Source organism: Pseudoalteromonas sp. S1608 (assembly GCF_005887265.1).
In the GTDB taxonomy this organism is placed as follows: domain Bacteria; phylum Pseudomonadota; class Gammaproteobacteria; order Enterobacterales; family Alteromonadaceae; genus Pseudoalteromonas; species Pseudoalteromonas undina.
In genome coordinates, this window is record NZ_PNDK01000015.1 from 71448 (window position 1) to 85975 (window position 14528).

Consider the following 14528-nt stretch of genomic DNA (forward strand, 5'->3'; position numbering starts at 1 on the left):
GCGGCAAAATAGCTAAAATTCGCCTAGTTAAAACTACGAATTAGTTTTTAATGGTCGCGTTGTGATAAACATTTTGTACGTCATCGCAATCTTCAAGCATATTGATAAATTTATCAAAGTTGGCAATCACTTCTTCATCAGTAATTTCAACATGTACTTGTGGAACGAAGGTAATTTCATCAACTTCAAAGTTAATGCCTTCAAATGCTTCTTCTAATGCCGTTTTAGCTTTAAAGTACTCAGTATGCGGTGCAAATACCGACACCTTGCCATCTTCGGCTTCTACATCAGTCACATCAACGTCAGCCATCATCAGCGCTTCTAACACGACTTCATCGTCGTCACCTGCAAACCCCAAAACAGCAAGGTGATCAAACATATGTGCAACACAACCAGGTGTGCCGATTTTTGAATCTGTTTTAGTAAACGGTAAGCGCACGTCTTTAATAGTACGATTAGGGTTATCGGTTAAACAGTCAACAATCACCATACAATTACCCGGGCCGTAGCCTTCGTACCGTGCAGTTGAGTAATCTTCCCCTGCCCCGCCGGCTGCTTTTTCAATTGCTTTTTCGATTACGTGCGCAGGAACTTGGTCTTTTTTGGCTTTTTCAATTAAGCGGCGCAATGTTTGATTTACATCGGGGTCGGGTTCACCACTTTTGGCTGCAACGTAAATTTCTTTACCGTACTTTGAATTTACTTTAGTTTTTGCGTTGGCGGTTTTAGCCATCGAACTTTTGCGGACTTCAAATGCTCTGCCCATCTTGTGCCTCTATTGAATACGTTCTGTTTTTGATATTTTACCAATTCAAAGCGTATTGGGCTAGTGGTTCAACATGTTATGCTGCGCAAAAGCAGCGGGGTATTAATTTAAATAATACCCGTTATGCTATTAGCGAAATGAAATACACTGCAATTTAACATAACTCCACTTTTTCAGCGTAACTTTCAACTAACGACACTAATTCATCAAAAGCATGAATCACAAAGTCGGCTTGCTCGGCATACGCAGGGGTTACATCGGGAGCATATAAACAGGCTCGCATTTTTGCATTATGGGCCGCTTGTATATCATATAAATAATCACCAACGTAAATAACGTTATCAACGGGCATGGACCACTGCCTTGCGATCATTAATAAAGCACTCGGATCGGGTTTGGCTGGCGCTTCAGTTCGAGTGAGTACCGTTTCTATTGGCAATGGGTTGTGTTGCAACTTTAGTGTGGCCGCTTTATCAAAATTACGAGTCACAATAGCCATAGGAATATTCTTTGCTCGCAGAGCGTTAACAGCTTCAACAACGCCGGGTAAAAGGGTCGCCGTTTGCGCATCAAGTAGCTCATGCTGATGCACTATATTCATCGCTTCTTCACGCATGTAGGGTGAGGGTAATTGCTCTATATATTCGAGTAGATCTAGTTCTGCAGGGCAACCTACTTGGGCTTTAATCAATGAAAAATTTAATTCTGATGATACTAAGGTTCCGTCTAAATCAAAAATAACACCTTTGATTGCCTCAATTTGCGTTTTCATTTCATTCCTTGCGCTAAGTTATTAGCTCATTTTGCTGGATTTGCTTTATATAAAAAGTATATCAATAGACAATTACAAAGAGTTCAGTCCATTGCCCTCTTAGTATAGCTCATTTGATAACACAATAGTTTGGGTTTGAATAACAACTGTTATATTGATTTTACGATGAAGTAAATTAACGCGATCAGCTAATTTATACAGCAAAAAAGTGCGCACCTTATAAAGGTGCGCAGTGGGTTAGTTAGTTTCAAATCGTGCTTCAAGCCACGTATCGTCTTGACTAAAGTTTAACGTTTTTACTTTTCCTCGCCCTTCAACATTTACCATATTGACTTGCGCAGGCCATAAATCGCGCAATGCGCCATTACTCATCTTAACACCTTCAATCTCATCGGGGATCGTCGCTTCTTGGTAAACCCAAAAGAACTTACCATCCACTTGTGCACCCACGTAATTAAGTGTGAGCGGCTCACCCGTTAAGGTTTGCAAAGCAATATGAGATTCAACATATTTAGCAAAGCGTTTTTGGTCACGCTTGTTATTGATGATATCCACTTTGCCTTGAAATAAACTGCCAACAGCATGCTCTGTGTCATGTAAGTAAAAGCGATGCATTAATTCAATATTGTGAGTTCGTTGATTAAATAACACCGTGGTAACGGATGATTTTAATTGATGCGCCATACTCGGCGCAGCAATTAAAAAGCAAACAATAATAAGCAAAAATCGCATTATTATTGGTCCTCTTCGTTATTTTTTTCGTCTTTTTTCAACTCAGTTTTAATATCCTGCATGATATCGCGGCTTACTTTTGCTTTACTCTTTTCACGTTTGTAGACTTCAATACGCGAAGGAATAATACGACGTGGGTAGTGATTATTTTCTACATTCACATCTGCCGTTTCCCAACCCGGATCAACGGTTACTGAGGTGAGCGGTTTGTTTTTGTCGGTAATAATCAGTTTTTGTACGTTTTTGTGGTTACGACGCCAAATTTCTGCAGGAATGTAACGCTCTTCTTTGGTGCCATCTTCATAAGTTAACTCTAAAAGAATCGGCATCACTAGGCCGCCTAGATTTGAAAACTCCATAACATAGTAGTTTTTGTCTTCTTCTAATGCGCGATCGAGTGTTTTACGCTCCCACGGTTTTAAGCCTTTTAAAAATTTGTTGTACGAATTACGCTCTTTATTAGTAACCGTAAAGCGATCGTTTTCGTCATAAAAATCGGTTACATCTGGATTTTTCTCAACCCAGGTTTTTTTACCTTCAGCACGATTACGCTCAACAAATAATGAGCTTGGCTTATTCGCTTCAATGTCACGTAAACGTTTAAAGTCGATATCAGGGTTTTTGGTGTCTAACCGTAATTGATATACTTTATCAAGCGAGATATCAACATGGTCTGTGGTGTAAAACCAACCACGCCAGAACCAATCTAAATCAACGCCTGACGCTTCTTCCATAGTACGGAAAAAATCAGCTGGAGTAGGGCGCTTATATTTCCAGCGCTGTGCATACTCTTTAAACGCAAAATCAAATAATTCACGACCTAAAATAACTTCACGTAAAATATTTAATGCTGCAGCTGGTTTAGTGTAGGCATTAGGGCCTAAACGAAGCACACTGTCTGATTGCGTCATAATAGGCACTTGAGTTTCAGACTTCATGTACGCCACAATATCACGTGGCTCAACACCCCAAGGAATGGTTGGATCCCATTCACGCCCAGCAACACCATCTAAAAAGCTATTTAAACCTTCATCCATCCAGGTCCACTGACGCTCATCTGAGTTTACAATCATAGGGAAATAAATATGCCCCACTTCGTGGATAACAACCCCGATTAAAAAGCGCTTTTCTGCTTGAGAATAAGTACGCGTGCCATCGTCTTGTAAATCTGTACGTGGACCATTAAAAGTGATCATTGGGTATTCCATACCCCCTACAGGACCATTGACTGACTGTGCAGTTGGGTACGGGTAATCAAATGAGTATTTTGAATATACTTCCATGGTATGTACCACAGATTCAGTTGAATATTTCTTCCATAAATCGCCACCTTCTTTAGGGAAAAACGACATAGCCATAACCAGTGGTTGCTCATTCCCCCCTTGTTGGTAACCTTTAGCATCCCACATAAATTTACGTGACGACGCCCATGCAAAATCACGAACGTTTTCAGCTTTAAAATGCCACGTTTTTGTTTTGTCTGTACCGGCTTTTTCGTTTTCGAGCGCTTCTTCTTCAGTAACTACAAATACAGGACGTTTAGCTGTTTCAGCTTTTTTTAAACGCTTGCGCTGAGTACTAGTTAAAACAGAGCTTGGGTTATCAAGCTTACCGGTTGCCGATACAATATGATCTGCAGGAACTGTAATTTCAACGTCGTAGTCGCCAAATTCTAAGGTGAATTCACCGCTGCCTAAAAATGGCTTGTTAGTCCATGCTTCGTAATCAGTATACGCAGCTAAACGAGGGAACCACTGTGCTACTAAGAAAATATCGTTACCGTCTTCTTCAAAGTGTTCATAACCTGCACGTGCACCTACCGCATCTTCCTCAACCAAATTAAACGCGAAGTCCATGCTAAACTCAACATCTTTACCCGGTTTAAGTGGCGTGTTTAAATCTATACGCATTAGAGTATCAACAACCGTTACACGCAGCGCTTTACCATCTTCATCTTTAACATTGCTAATGGTGTAACCTAGCTCATTGTCGTTCATAAACTGCTGACGACGTAAATCACCTAAGCTTAATTTAGCAGGCTTGGCATCAGGTTCGTTTTGTAGGGTACTTTTAAAAGTTTGCGTGGTTTCTGCAATCGAGTCGTTTTTAAAAATGTTTTGATCAAGCTGTAGCCATAAATATTTAAGCGTATGCGGTGAGTTATTTTTATATTCAATTGTTTGACTCCCCGTTAAACGACGCTTTTGCTCATCAAGCTTTACATCAATATCGTAATCAACGCGTTGTTGCCAGTAATTTTCTGCCGGTGCACCTGCGGCACTGCGGTAAACATTAGGGGTAGGCAAAGCTTCATCTAGTTGACGAAACTTATCAACATAGCTGCCTTTAGTCTGTTCAACAGATGAGGCCATCACAGAGCTCGCCATTGCCAAAGGCAATACAAACGCACTCAATGTAAATAAATTTTTCTTCATTGTTAATCCTGATCGATTTTAGTGACGCTACTGTGACAAATTTACAGCTAAGCTTCAATAAAATAGCGATAAAACCCTACTTTTATAGGGTGATATTCCACACCTTTATGTAAATATAAAAAACACTGTTTTACACAACAACATTTAACTAAATTGTTTAGCAATTTACATAAAAAACTAAGCTGTAAAGGGGGTTTACAAAATAGGCTGAGTATCACTAAAAGTAGAGATAAAATGAAAAAACACAGCTATTTTCATTAAAAATACTAAAAAACGCAGTTTTAGGTTGATCTTTACTATGGTTTGTAATTAGAATCGCCCACTTTTTTAATTTGAGGGTACTTTTTTAGTGTTTCTCTCAAATATTTTTTGTTCTAACTAGTCGTATTAAGTGTGGTGAGTTTATGGATTTTTATGTCCTAAAAAAGCAGCAAAAACTAATTGCAATACCAGCAGACGTGCAAAGTTGTAAGCAGTATATTAACTCAGGCTACCTGTATATTGATAAAGTAGCTGCTTGTAATGAAACAAACGCACTAGCAGTATTACAGGCCAAAAAAGCGAAGGCATTAAAGTGGCCTTTAACAATTGCGCTCGCAGCTTTGCCGGTTATTTTTATTGCTTGGTATACTTTAACCTAAAGCGATACTTGCATCTTTAATTGCCTTGGGTATATTGGCGCTCTTATGGTTTTTTAAGAGCGCAAAATGAAAGTTCTTCACACTTCAGACTGGCACTTAGGTCAGCAATTTTATGAACATGATCGCCGTCATGAACATCATGCTTTTTTCTCTTGGTTATTAACCACCCTAGTTAGCCAACAAATCGATTTATTGCTTGTTGCAGGCGATATTTATCATACCGCCACCCCCAGTGCTAGCGCCGAAAACCAACTCTATCAATTTATAAAAAATGCCAAAGCACAGTGTCCGCAATTACACGTGGTTATAATTGCTGGCAATCATGACTCTGCTAATCGTATTTTGACTGCTCAGCCTTTATTAGCCCAGTTTGATACCCATGTTGTAGGCCGGTTTGATCCCGCCAATCCCAATGACGTGGTAATAACAATTAATGATAACGACAAACACGCTGTAGTAATCGCTATGCCGTTTTTACGAACCAGCGATATAAGTACGCTTAGCCAGAGCGAGGATGGCCCTAGTTACGCACAAGGCGTTGCTAAAGCTTACCAACTAGCATTTGAACATGCATTAACGCTTACCAATGAAAGTACACCTTTAATTGTTATGGGTCACTTACATGCCAAAGGTGGAAATATTTCTGGTGATTCTGAGCGTAACTTAGTCATTGGCGGTGAAGAAGCCATTTCAGCGTCAGTATTTGGTAAGCATGCCAATTACGTAGCGCTAGGGCATTTGCACAAAGCACAGTTAGTGGCTAAAAATGAGCACATCCGCTACAGCGGTACACCTATTCCAATGTCGTTTTCAGAAAGGAAATATACCCATCAAGTCAACGTGGTTGAGTTTAACGGACAAAAAGACCAACCGCTAAGCACTACTGTAAACCCCCTTTACATTCCTCGACTCGCGGAAGTTATTGTTCTACCAGAAGGAGAGTGCGTCCCTTTAGCTCAGCTGTGTGAGCAAATAAAAGCGCTCGATACACAACAGTATGAAATAGCCCCGTACTTACGAGTAAAGCTAAAATCCAGTGATATTGACACCACTTTTCGTGAGCAAATTGAGCAAGCACTAAAGGGCAAACAAGTTAACTTTTGCGGTATAGAACGGGTACGCGATCAGCAAGTGAATAATTCTTCAGAAACGGTATTTGAGGATTTAAGCTTTGTGGAAATGCTCAACCCAATTAATTTGCTCGAACAAGCCTTTAATAACGACAAAGATATGGCTGGCGAAACTGTTCCCAGTGAATTAAAAGCACTATTAACCGACGTTATTGATGAACTTGAACAGGAGCAGCTACTATGAAAATAACCGCCGTGCGTATTCATAACTTAGCCTCCATTGCTGATGCCGAAATCGACTTTTTAGCATCCCCACTCAAAGACGCAGGTTTATTTGCCATTACAGGTGACACCGGCGCGGGAAAAAGTACCGTACTTGATGCCATTTGTTTAGCGCTTTATACGAAAACTGCTCGTTTGAAAGGCGACAAAGGTAACCTAATTGATTTTAACGGCGATAACATAAAGCTTAACGATGCCCGCAATTTATTGCGCCGTGGGAAATGGGAAGGCTATGCGGAAGTGGACTTTAGCGGGCAAGATCAGCAACTTTATAGAGCACGCTACAGTATTCAACGCACGCATAAAAAAGTAACCGGCAAACTAAAAGTGGCAGAGCATACTTTGCATAGCTTACCGGATGAAACCTTAATTGCCGACAAAAGCACCACCATCAAAGCCATTGAAAATAAAATAGGCCTCACTTTTGAGCAATTCTCCCGTGCAGTGCTACTAGCACAACATGAGTTTGCCGCCTTTTTAAAAGCCACCGGCGATGAGCGCGCACAACTTTTAGAGTGCCTTACTGGCACCGATAAATTTAGTCGAATTGGCCAACGTATATTTGAGCGTAATAAAGCAGTTAAAGATAAATTTGAATTACTAACAGCCAGCTTAGCCAGTTATGCGTTATTGTCTGATGAAGAGCTAAGTGAGAAGAAGCACACTCTTGATGAACTAAAAAAACAAACTGAACACATAAAAACAACGTTGGCCAGCACAGAGCAGGGTATTAATTGGTATAAACAAGCACACAGTTTAGAGCAAGCATTAACAGCGGCTCAACAAAACGAGCAACAAGCAAGTGATGCACTAAATGCGGTTAAAGCACAAACTGAGCAAGCAAAACAAGCACAGAGTGCGCTTGAAATTAAAGATAATCGCCAGCGCTTTAAAAGCTTAACGGTGCAAAACAGCCAGTTAAATTCGCAAATAAAGGAATTAAACGCGCTGGATCATGCCGCGCTTATTAATGAACAAGCAAGTAAGGTAAAAAAACATCAAAGCGAATTAGCAACAGCAAAACAACAACAACAAACAGCTGAACCAGTCATAACAAAAGCACGTGAGCTCGACAGTCAATTAGCTATTTTTACGCAAAGTATAACAAGCCTGACACAACAAAGAGCCAAAGAGCAGCAACAATTAAACGAGTTACAACAGCAGCTACAACAAAATAATCTCAGCGTGGAGCAGGCAACAACACAAAGCACTCACCATCAGCAGTGGTTACAAGAAAACAATCAACTAAAGCCATTGGCCACTGATTGGAACTATTTTAATCACAGCTTTAAGCAGTTTTTTAATACCACAACGCAATTAAAAACACTCGAGCAACAAAAGCAAACTATTACTTTGCAGCTAAGCACTCTCGATACCAAGCTCAACGAGCAAAATAAACAGTTAGAACATGCAGAGCACGCACTAAGCACTGAACAACAAAATCTAAATAAGCTCACCCAACAGCAAGAGCAATTCAATATTGAGCAGTGTGATAATCAGCTTAAAAATATTGATTATTTAAAAGAGCAACGAGCGCGTTATAAGCAATTTAATCAAGAACTAAAGCACACAGTGCAGCAACAAAGTATTACAGCAGAAAAGCTAACTCAGAGTGAACAAACTAACATCACACTGCGTGAGCAATTAAGCAGAAAAGAGCAAGCACTTAAACACGCCGAGCAATCGCTTAATCAAGCACGGCTGCGTGCGAGTGAACATGTTGAACATTTACGCGCACAACTACTGCATAATGAGGCATGTGCGGTTTGTGGAGCCACTGAGCATCCGTTTGCAAATAATCAAAGCCAACCTTTTAATAACTTAATAACCGACTTTGAAAATACTTATACTGGCGCTAAGCAGCAGCACTTAGATGCACAAACCCAGCTACATCAACATCAAACGCAGCATGCTGTTTTAGTCGCAGAGCATAAGCAGCAAAGCCAAGCGATTGCTGATGCCCAAGCCAAAATGTTAGACATTAAAAACACCATGCAAGCGGCTAAAACAGATCTTAATGACTTGAGCGTTGAGCAGCTTGATGACACCCATAAACAATTAAGCGAGCAAAAAGCGCAGTACTTTGCAGCACAAAAACAACAAAACCAGTTGCAAGAAACGGTTAACCAACTGCAAAACACGGTTAAAAAAGAACAGACTGCTCAGCAACAATTAAATACCCAGCATGTTGAACTGAACAATCAGCTCACCATGCTTAATAATAAGCACAAGGAATTGCTCAGCCAACGCGAAACACTTATAAGTGAGCTGAATTCTCATTTTGAAAACAGTCAATTTTGGCAAACATTACAAACCGGCGCGTTAACGCTAAGCGAATTAGGTGAGCAAGTAGAGCAGTATCAACATCAGCAACTACAACTTGAGCAAACTCAAAAGCAATTAGACAGCGCTAATTTACAGCTGCAGCAACTAACTCCCCTTATTACTAAAGCTGAGCAGCAAATTAGCACGCTCAACGACGATTTAACTAAAGCACAGCAACAACACAACAATACCCAGCAACAGCGCTTAGCGTTATTCGATAACCAAACGATTAGCGCTGATGATTATCAGGTTCAGCTGAATAGGCAAGTAGAGCAGTGCCAGAGTGAATTAAATCAGAGTCAACAGGCACACGATAGCGCCGTAAAACAGCGCGATGAGCACGCTATTACGCTTAAAAACCTTGAGCAGCGCTTCGCCGATAACAGCCAAGAGCTAGCCACACTTGAAACACGCTATAGTGCTTGGTTTGAAGAATTTAGCGCGCTTTATGCTGATATTAGCCATCAGCAAATCGAGGTGCTACTGGCTATAAGTAATGACGATATTAAAGAGCAGCTAAAGCATAGCGAGCAGTTATCTCAAGCATTAGTTGATGCTCGTGCCGCGCTAAAACAACAGCAAAATATCAATGAGCAGCATCAGCAAAATAATAAGCCAGCACACGGCGAAGCACAGTTAATTGATCAACAAACTCAATTAACTGTGCAGCAAACACAATTACAAAATAACTTACTTACGATTAATACTGCCATCGAGCAGCACAACCAAAATGCAAAAGCTCTTGAGGGCAAGCAGGCTGAGCTAAGCAAGCTTAAACAACAAGTAGAACAATGGCATTTACTTAATAAAGTGCTCGGTGACGCCACAGGTAAAACGATGCGTAATTTAGCGCAAACACAAACACTAAAAATATTGCTACATTATGCAAATAGCCATTTAAAAACGCTGAATAAGCGTTACGAACTCACAGCAATAGCTGATTCACTTGATATAGCGATTATTGACCGCGATATGGCCGATGAACAACGTTCTGTAAATACACTCTCTGGCGGAGAATCATTTTTAGTATCGTTAGCACTTGCATTAGGGCTGGCCTCTTTATCTTCAAACAAAGTGCAAATTAACTCGTTATTTATTGACGAAGGCTTTGGTACACTAGATAGTGAAACACTTAGTATTGCAATGGACGCGCTAGATTCACTGCAAGCGCAAGGTAGAAAGGTCGGTGTGATTTCACATGTAAGTGAAATGAGCGAACGCGTTGCAACGCAAATTCATGTCGCTAAAAAACCGGGTGGATACTCCACCATAAACGTAATTTAAGGAAATAGTATGCCCACTTTTACAGGCGAAGAAGCACAAGAGTATGATAACCGTATTACCCGTTTAGTCCCAGGTTACGAGCTATTACATCAACTAACCAACGCACAGCTAAGCGCTACGTTAACTGATAACGCCCATATTTTAGTGGTAGGCGCGGGCACTGGTAAAGAAATCGCAGCGCTGGCGAATATTAATTCTACATGGCAGTTTACCGCTCAAGATACCTCGGCCGACATGTTAGCCATTGCTAAGCAACGCTTTATAGAGCAAGGTATTGACTCACGAGTTAGCATTGAGTGCCAACCAGTAGATAAATTAAAAGTTAAAGCCGACGCGGTATTATGTTTATTGGTGATGCATTTTGTTGAAGATAACGGCGATAAAAAGCAGTTATTAAAGGGAATTAAAAACAACCTTAAAAAATCTGCACCAGTATTTATTGCTGATTTAATGCGCCCAGAAACCCCATTTGAACGAGAGGCACAACTTAATACATGCAAAGAGCTTGGCCTTAGTGAAGCAGGAAAAACGCAAATGGCACATAACTTAGAGCGTGAGTTTTACCCGCTTGATCGGATGCGTTTTAGTGAGTTACTTAATGAATGTGGCTTTGGCATTCCAAAACTGTACTTTAAAGCACTTGGTTTTAGTGGGTACGTGGTATAAATTTTTTGCAAAAAAAAAGCTAATATCGTATTGATATTAGCTTTATCGCTTAACGTTAGTTTAGCGTGGTGAGTGCGCTTTAAAGCCCACTCCCTTTAAATTAGATGCAAACGATGTTTTCAGCTTGCGGGCCTTTTTGACCTTGAGTTACGCTGAACTGTACTTTTTGGCCTTCAGCTAAAGTTTTGAAACCGTCGCCTGAAATTGCACTGAAATGTGCGAAAACGTCTGGACCAGACTCTTGCTCAATAAAACCAAAACCTTTAGCTTCGTTGAAAAATTTTACAGTACCAGTAGTTGTATTAGACATAATAATATCCTAAAAAAATAAATAAAAAATTGCCTTAAAATAGGCGTTTAACAGGAAGAAAACAAACATTTAACTTGAGGATATCGCGAAGGATTATTACTAATAACAACGTGGTACTTACAAATAAACTGGGCTTTCTATCAACCCGATGGCAAGCAGAATAACAGAAATACAGTTTATAACAAGCTTTATTTATACTTTATTTTTATATACAACTGTAAAGCCTCTCATAATAGGCTTTACAGCGTCCTCGGCTTTACTTTTTAAACTTCGTGTTAAAACATAACCTGTTAAAAGTGCAAATTACGCGCTCTTACAATATCTTTCATCACAATGGTTGAGGTTAAACGTTGTACACCTGGCAGGGCTGATAGCTTGTCATCGTAGAGTTGTTGGAACGCGGCTAAATCTTTAGTAACGACATGTAACAGGTAATCAGGTGTACCGAATAGTCGTTGAGCATTGGTGATCTGAGGAATAGCATCCACTGCTTGCTCTAATTTGCTTAGCGACACTTTATCGCCCTCTTTAATAGTAATAAATACTAACGCAGAAAAGTTTAAACCCACTTTCTCAGGTGATATTTCGGTGCGGTAACCCACAATTGCTTTGCTTTTCTCAAGCTCTTTAACACGGCGGTGACAGGGCGACACGCTTAGCCCAACACGATCAGCCAATTCAGAGAGGGTAAGTCTGCCATCGACTTGTAATTCGGCAAGAATTTTCCTATCCATGGTATCCATAGTCAATTATTTCCTAAAATGAACGCTTATATTAGTAAAATACAGTAACTTTTACTCATCAGAAAGAAATAAAATAGCTACTCACTTATTTTAGGTTATAGCGCTATGGATATTAATATTATTTTTTCTTTTTGGCTGGTATCAATTTTGTTTGTTCTCACCCCTGGTGCAGATTGGGCTTATACAATTAGTGCAGGAATAGCAGGCGATAAAATTGTTCCTGCGGTGTCAGGGTTAATACTTGGGCATTTAATGGCCAGTTTAATTGTGGTGGTAGGGTTAGGTGCGCTATTAGCATCGCATGCTATTTTTATAAAGCTGTTAACCTTGTTCGGCGCTTTATACATAATTTGGATTGCTACATCACTGTACCGATTTCCTCCTATGCCTGCTGCCTATAACGATGGCCAACAACACACCTCAGACACCCCTCTAAAGTGGATGAGAAAGGGTTTTATTATTAGTGGTTTAAACCCTAAAGTAATGCTGTTATTTTTAGCCTTGTTACCACAGTTTGTGTTGCCAACTTTATCATTTTCTATCACTGAACAATTGCTGGTACTGAGTGTAATTCATTTAGTAGGCTGTGCGTTGGTGTATTGGTTAATAGGGATAAGTGCCAGAAAAATCCTTAGTAACAATCCCGCATTGTCGCTTAAGTTTGGGCGTGCATCGGCATGTGTACTGTTTATTTTGGGCTCACTAATGCTAGTTGATAGCGCACAAAAACTAACTCACGTCGTGTAACAGTAGCAAAAAAGAAAGTGGCTTATCTTAGCTGAGCCACTAATTCACTCAAACGGGCAATTTTAATATTACTCAGCTGCCTATAATCAAAATAGGGGCACACAATAATATTCTGGCTTTTATCTATAGCAAACTCATCATCAAGCCAATCAAATTGGGCGTTTAATTTACCTTGTTGTATTAAGTTTTTAGCGTGAGTTCGCCCAGCAATAATGTGCAACTGGTTTTTACTCTCAGTAAGCACCGGTGTGCTAAATAGTAATGCAGTCCCGCTATGCTGTTGTAACAACAGCTCATCTCGATATGCTTGCCAGCTTACTGCTTGTTTAGCAAATGAGTAATGCTCGCTTGGCAGCGCAAATAACACTTTGGCGTATACATTAAAGACTTTTCGCCAGCCATTGCCACAGTGCTGATTTATGCTATTTATTTGCCCACTAGCCACAGGCTCTAACTGCGCAAGTGCTTCAAAGTAAGGCATAGGTGGGGCTTTTGCTACATACACGCCAACTCTAAATGAATTATCACCTAACCCTATTAACTGGCTGCTCACCTTAACTACTCTTATTTTGCGCTAAAATACGATCAAGGTTGTTAGCAAAGTTTTGTCTGTCACTTTGGCTCAATGGAGGCGGCCCACCACTCATTTCTACGCCACTTGAGCGCATAGTATCCATAAAATCACGTACATTTAGTAAAGAGCGAATGTTTTCAGGAGTGTAAAGCTCACCGCGCGGATTAAGCGCTTGGCCGCCGTTATCAATCACTTCGCTAGCTAGCGGGATATCTCCAGTGATCACTAAATCACCCTTTTCAATTCGTTTAACTATTTCATCATCAGCGACATCAAATCCTGATGACACTTGTAGTCGACTAATAAATTTTGACGGTGGAATGCGCATGGCATGATTTGCAACCAGTATAGTTTCTGTTTGCGTACGCTCTGCAGCTCTAAATAAGATTTCTTTTATTACCACCGGACAAGCGTCAGCATCAACCCAAATTTTCATGCTAAATTCTTTAAATTGCTTTAGTATTAGAGCGATCCTATAGCAATTTCTAAAGAAAAGGAAACAACATGAAGCTCGCTTTTAAAACCGCATTATTTATTACTGCCATGTTTTTACTCAGTGCCTGTACCAGCGCACCGGAAGGAATAACTCCTGTTAAAAACTTTGATTTAGAAAAGTACCAAGGCAAGTGGTATGAGATAGCACGATTAGACCACTCTTTTGAACAAGGTATGGAGCAAGTAACAGCCACTTATTCAATTAACGATGATGGAACAGTAAAGGTATTAAACAAAGGGTTTATTAGTGAAGAGCAGCGCTGGGACCAAGCTGAAGGCATAGCTAAATTTGTTGAAAATGCCGATACAGGGCATTTTAAAGTATCTTTTTTTGGCCCATTTTATGGCGCCTATATTATTTTTGAACTTGACCAGCCTGATTATCAGTATGCCTTTATAACGAGCTATAGCAAAGATTACTTGTGGTTTTTATCGCGCACACCAACAGTAAGCAAAGAGCTTAAGCAGCACTTTTTAAGCCAAGTAAAGGCGCTTGGTTTTGCAACTGATGAAATTATTTGGGTAAATCAAAAAGCGCTGTAAAGGGGGTTTACAAGTTGAATTGATAAATAGTCTAAGCTGTAATAAAACGATCACCTTACTGTAAGGTAAGTTAAATAAAGCAAGACTATAGTGACTGCATCTGCAAAGAAACAAGCAGGTAAAGACATAATGACAATCCCCCT

Annotated in this window: 14 protein-coding genes; 6 read left to right on the forward strand and 8 right to left on the reverse strand. The window is 40.1% G+C overall.

Annotated features, from left to right (window positions below; all coding sequences use genetic code 11):
• Positions 1-40: 40 nt before the first annotated feature.
• The 4 genes from CWB75_RS07685 to CWB75_RS07700 all read right to left on the reverse strand — a co-directional run bounded on the left by CWB75_RS07685 (position 41) and on the right by CWB75_RS07700 (position 4705).
• Positions 41-766, reverse strand: coding sequence for a YebC/PmpR family DNA-binding transcriptional regulator (locus tag CWB75_RS07685; RefSeq protein WP_010388706.1), 726 nt, complete (start codon positions 764-766; stop codon positions 41-43).
• 154 nt (positions 767-920) lie between these two features.
• Positions 921-1538: an HAD family hydrolase gene (locus tag CWB75_RS07690; RefSeq protein ID WP_054201489.1), complete on the reverse strand. Its 618-nt coding sequence runs from the start codon at positions 1536-1538 to the stop codon at positions 921-923.
• Between the two features lie 237 nt (positions 1539-1775).
• The gene (locus tag CWB75_RS07695) at positions 1776-2270 is read right to left on the reverse strand and encodes a DUF6702 family protein (RefSeq protein ID WP_138570312.1); all 495 of its coding nucleotides are present in this window, start codon (positions 2268-2270) and stop codon (positions 1776-1778) included.
• Positions 2271-2272: 2 nt separating this feature from the next.
• Positions 2273-4705, reverse strand: coding sequence for a M1 family metallopeptidase (locus CWB75_RS07700; RefSeq protein WP_010388710.1), 2433 nt, complete (start codon positions 4703-4705; stop codon positions 2273-2275).
• A 404-nt stretch (positions 4706-5109) separates the two neighbouring features.
• Here CWB75_RS07700 and CWB75_RS07705 point away from each other — a divergent pair, with 404 nt between their 5' ends.
• From CWB75_RS07705 to CWB75_RS07720, 4 genes are all read left to right on the forward strand, one after another.
• Positions 5110-5346 (forward strand): hypothetical protein, encoded by a 237-nt coding sequence (locus tag CWB75_RS07705; protein WP_055012632.1) that lies wholly within the window; start codon positions 5110-5112, stop codon positions 5344-5346.
• A gap of 66 nt (positions 5347-5412) precedes the next feature.
• Positions 5413-6660 carry an exonuclease SbcCD subunit D C-terminal domain-containing protein gene (locus tag CWB75_RS07710; RefSeq protein WP_138570313.1) on the forward strand — a complete coding sequence of 416 codons (1248 nt, stop codon included), beginning with the start codon at positions 5413-5415 and terminating at the stop codon, positions 6658-6660.
• Positions 6657-10307 (forward strand): AAA family ATPase, encoded by a 3651-nt coding sequence (locus CWB75_RS07715; protein WP_138570314.1) that lies wholly within the window; start codon positions 6657-6659, stop codon positions 10305-10307. The genes CWB75_RS07710 and CWB75_RS07715 overlap by 4 nt, the downstream gene beginning before the upstream one ends.
• Positions 10308-10316: 9 nt before the next feature.
• On the forward strand, positions 10317-10973 hold the full coding sequence (locus CWB75_RS07720; protein WP_138570315.1) for a class I SAM-dependent methyltransferase: 657 nt from the start codon (positions 10317-10319) through the stop codon (positions 10971-10973).
• Between the two features lie 100 nt (positions 10974-11073).
• Here the strand turns inward: CWB75_RS07720 and CWB75_RS07725 are convergent, their stop codons facing one another.
• Both CWB75_RS07725 and CWB75_RS07730 read right to left on the reverse strand, forming a co-directional pair.
• The gene (locus CWB75_RS07725; RefSeq protein WP_008110773.1) at positions 11074-11283 is read right to left on the reverse strand and encodes a cold-shock protein; all 210 of its coding nucleotides are present in this window, start codon (positions 11281-11283) and stop codon (positions 11074-11076) included.
• Positions 11284-11573: 290 nt separating this feature from the next.
• Positions 11574-12017 (reverse strand): Lrp/AsnC family transcriptional regulator, encoded by a 444-nt coding sequence (locus CWB75_RS07730; protein WP_226916194.1) that lies wholly within the window; start codon positions 12015-12017, stop codon positions 11574-11576.
• Positions 12018-12131: 114 nt separating this feature from the next.
• Between CWB75_RS07730 and CWB75_RS07735 the strand changes: the two genes are divergently transcribed.
• Positions 12132-12773, forward strand: coding sequence for a LysE family translocator (locus CWB75_RS07735; protein WP_055012637.1), 642 nt, complete (start codon positions 12132-12134; stop codon positions 12771-12773).
• Between the two features lie 22 nt (positions 12774-12795).
• Here the strand turns inward: CWB75_RS07735 and CWB75_RS07740 are convergent, their stop codons facing one another.
• Complete coding sequence (locus tag CWB75_RS07740; protein ID WP_010388717.1) at positions 12796-13326, reverse strand: DUF6942 family protein; 531 nt, start codon at positions 13324-13326, stop codon at positions 12796-12798.
• A 1-nt stretch (position 13327) separates the two neighbouring features.
• Positions 13328-13783 (reverse strand): YaiI/YqxD family protein, encoded by a 456-nt coding sequence (locus CWB75_RS07745; protein ID WP_010388718.1) that lies wholly within the window; start codon positions 13781-13783, stop codon positions 13328-13330.
• 68 nt (positions 13784-13851) lie between these two features.
• Here CWB75_RS07745 and CWB75_RS07750 point away from each other — a divergent pair, with 68 nt between their 5' ends.
• Positions 13852-14385 carry a lipocalin family protein gene (locus CWB75_RS07750; RefSeq protein WP_138570316.1) on the forward strand — a complete coding sequence of 178 codons (534 nt, stop codon included), beginning with the start codon at positions 13852-13854 and terminating at the stop codon, positions 14383-14385.
• Positions 14386-14528 lie beyond the last annotated feature (143 nt).

What these genes read in the sequence shown, in the direction of transcription:
- CWB75_RS07745 (WP_010388718.1), bottom strand. Translation starts at nt 13,783, where the DNA reads ATGAAAATTTGGGTTGATGCTGACGCTTGTCCGGTGGTAATAAAAGAA.
- CWB75_RS07720 (WP_138570315.1), top strand. Translation starts at nt 10,317, where the DNA reads ATGCCCACTTTTACAGGCGAAGAAGCACAAGAGTATGATAACCGTATT.
- CWB75_RS07725 (WP_008110773.1), bottom strand. Translation starts at nt 11,283, where the DNA reads ATGTCTAATACAACTACTGGTACTGTAAAATTTTTCAACGAAGCTAAA.
- CWB75_RS07735 (WP_055012637.1), top strand. Translation starts at nt 12,132, where the DNA reads ATGGATATTAATATTATTTTTTCTTTTTGGCTGGTATCAATTTTGTTT.
- CWB75_RS07750 (WP_138570316.1), top strand. Translation starts at nt 13,852, where the DNA reads ATGAAGCTCGCTTTTAAAACCGCATTATTTATTACTGCCATGTTTTTA.
- CWB75_RS07730 (WP_226916194.1), bottom strand. Translation starts at nt 12,017, where the DNA reads ATGGATAGGAAAATTCTTGCCGAATTACAAGTCGATGGCAGACTTACC.
- CWB75_RS07710 (WP_138570313.1), top strand. Translation starts at nt 5,413, where the DNA reads ATGAAAGTTCTTCACACTTCAGACTGGCACTTAGGTCAGCAATTTTAT.
- CWB75_RS07695 (WP_138570312.1), bottom strand. Translation starts at nt 2,270, where the DNA reads ATGCGATTTTTGCTTATTATTGTTTGCTTTTTAATTGCTGCGCCGAGT.
- CWB75_RS07700 (WP_010388710.1), bottom strand. Translation starts at nt 4,705, where the DNA reads ATGAAGAAAAATTTATTTACATTGAGTGCGTTTGTATTGCCTTTGGCA.
- CWB75_RS07690 (WP_054201489.1), bottom strand. Translation starts at nt 1,538, where the DNA reads ATGAAAACGCAAATTGAGGCAATCAAAGGTGTTATTTTTGATTTAGAC.
- CWB75_RS07715 (WP_138570314.1), top strand. Translation starts at nt 6,657, where the DNA reads ATGAAAATAACCGCCGTGCGTATTCATAACTTAGCCTCCATTGCTGAT.
- CWB75_RS07705 (WP_055012632.1), top strand. Translation starts at nt 5,110, where the DNA reads ATGGATTTTTATGTCCTAAAAAAGCAGCAAAAACTAATTGCAATACCA.
- CWB75_RS07685 (WP_010388706.1), bottom strand. Translation starts at nt 766, where the DNA reads ATGGGCAGAGCATTTGAAGTCCGCAAAAGTTCGATGGCTAAAACCGCC.